This is a genomic window from Endozoicomonas sp. ONNA1 (assembly GCF_024606325.1).
Lineage (GTDB): Bacteria > Pseudomonadota > Gammaproteobacteria > Pseudomonadales > Endozoicomonadaceae > Endozoicomonas_A.
In genome coordinates this window covers 1-1,380 of the sequence record NZ_JAHHPN010000501.1, presented here as the reverse complement: position 1 = coordinate 1,380, position 1,380 = coordinate 1, and the positions used below count along the sequence as shown (strand labels likewise).

The window sequence follows — 1,380 nt, the reverse complement described above, 5'->3', positions numbered from 1 at the left end:
ACGGCAGGGAATGCGAACTTAATAATATCTGTTGCCTTTGGTGGCCCACTCTCCAAATTTATCCTTGAGCAAGCTGTCCCACTCCTTCTGATTTTTTGCATGCTTTATCATGTTGGTGCAATAAAGATCCCACCAAGTTCCCACATCGTGTTCTTTAGTCAACAATGTTTTAAATTCTCCGGTTGTAACGGGGCTAACGACAACGTTTTGATGACGTAAACAGTGTTTGGCTATTGTTAATTGGCTCTGCTCTGAACATTCTCCCCAGAATTGACGAATATACTCACGGTACTCTCTAAGGTGAAAGAAACAAAGATCAGTTTTGTAACGTTGCATTTCAACCAGAGGCAGGTCACCTTTATTGCTTTGCGTAATTTCTCTACTTGCCTCAGGAATGGCCTTCAAGCAATGGTCATGCTCATCCGCGCTATTGGCATTGACGCCAAAGTCTATGTATTTATCATTGGATTCAGGGAACAGAACAAGGTTAATAACATTTAACATCAACGCCAAAACTGCTTCCCGGGAATAATCATTGTGCGTAACGGGATCGAGGAGAAATAATCTTTCAAATGGATTACCTGAATCCCGCTTATAATTTCCTTCTTCCAGGAAGGCGGTTCTGAACTCAAAATACACATCTTTGAGATCTTTAATTTTGCGATCATAGAATTCCGGGTTATTACAGACAAAATTTGTTGCATTGGTAATATCCTTAAAGTTAATCCTAAACAGTCCACGAATAATTCCGGGAAGTTGCTGTGGATAAAAAGTCTTGATTTCGTCAATATGTCGGATCAGAATTTTCCGACTTAAATTATCCAGCGGTGTTGAGCCGGAACGTAGATAATGATTTTTCCCCATCACCACCAGCCATTGTTGCAGACTGAACTCATTGTGCTGATTGACACACGACTGACGCAGGATTCGGGAAAGCTGGTGTGTGCTTTCAGATACCTGGTTACCCTCACCAATTTCGGGGCGGAAATGGGCATTGCCTAATATCGATGATGAAAACCGCTTACCTTCAAAAGAACAGCCGCTGAAAAAGCCATCTTCAACAATGGCACTGTTTAACTGTTCTGTATTGAATTTACACGTATGAAATGAAATGGATTGAAACACTGTCCCCTTCATTGAACAGCCGCTGAAATCAATCCCTTTTAAATTATGCGCCCGTCCTTTCAGCTTAAAACCATCAAGGGAATCCAGCTTTCCCTTCAACAGTTGTGGGTTTTGCTCAAACAACAACTGTATGCCCTCTTCACCACAAACCTTGACGAGTTTTTTGATGCCTTTGTCAAACTGGCTGCCTTTACAGGTTATCTCATGGTAAAGGAGTGACCAGGATTGCCGAAAAAGCTTTTCCAGCGGGCGCCC

1 protein-coding gene is annotated in these 1,380 nt (G+C 42.2%); it reads right to left on the bottom strand.

The features are described from left to right. Positions 1 to 18: 18 nt before the first annotated feature. A complete protein-coding gene (locus tag KDK19_RS11390; protein ID WP_257291993.1) occupies positions 19 to 1,251 on the bottom strand; it encodes a pentapeptide repeat-containing protein in 1,233 nt (410 codons plus the stop codon). Positions 1,252 to 1,380 lie beyond the last annotated feature (129 nt).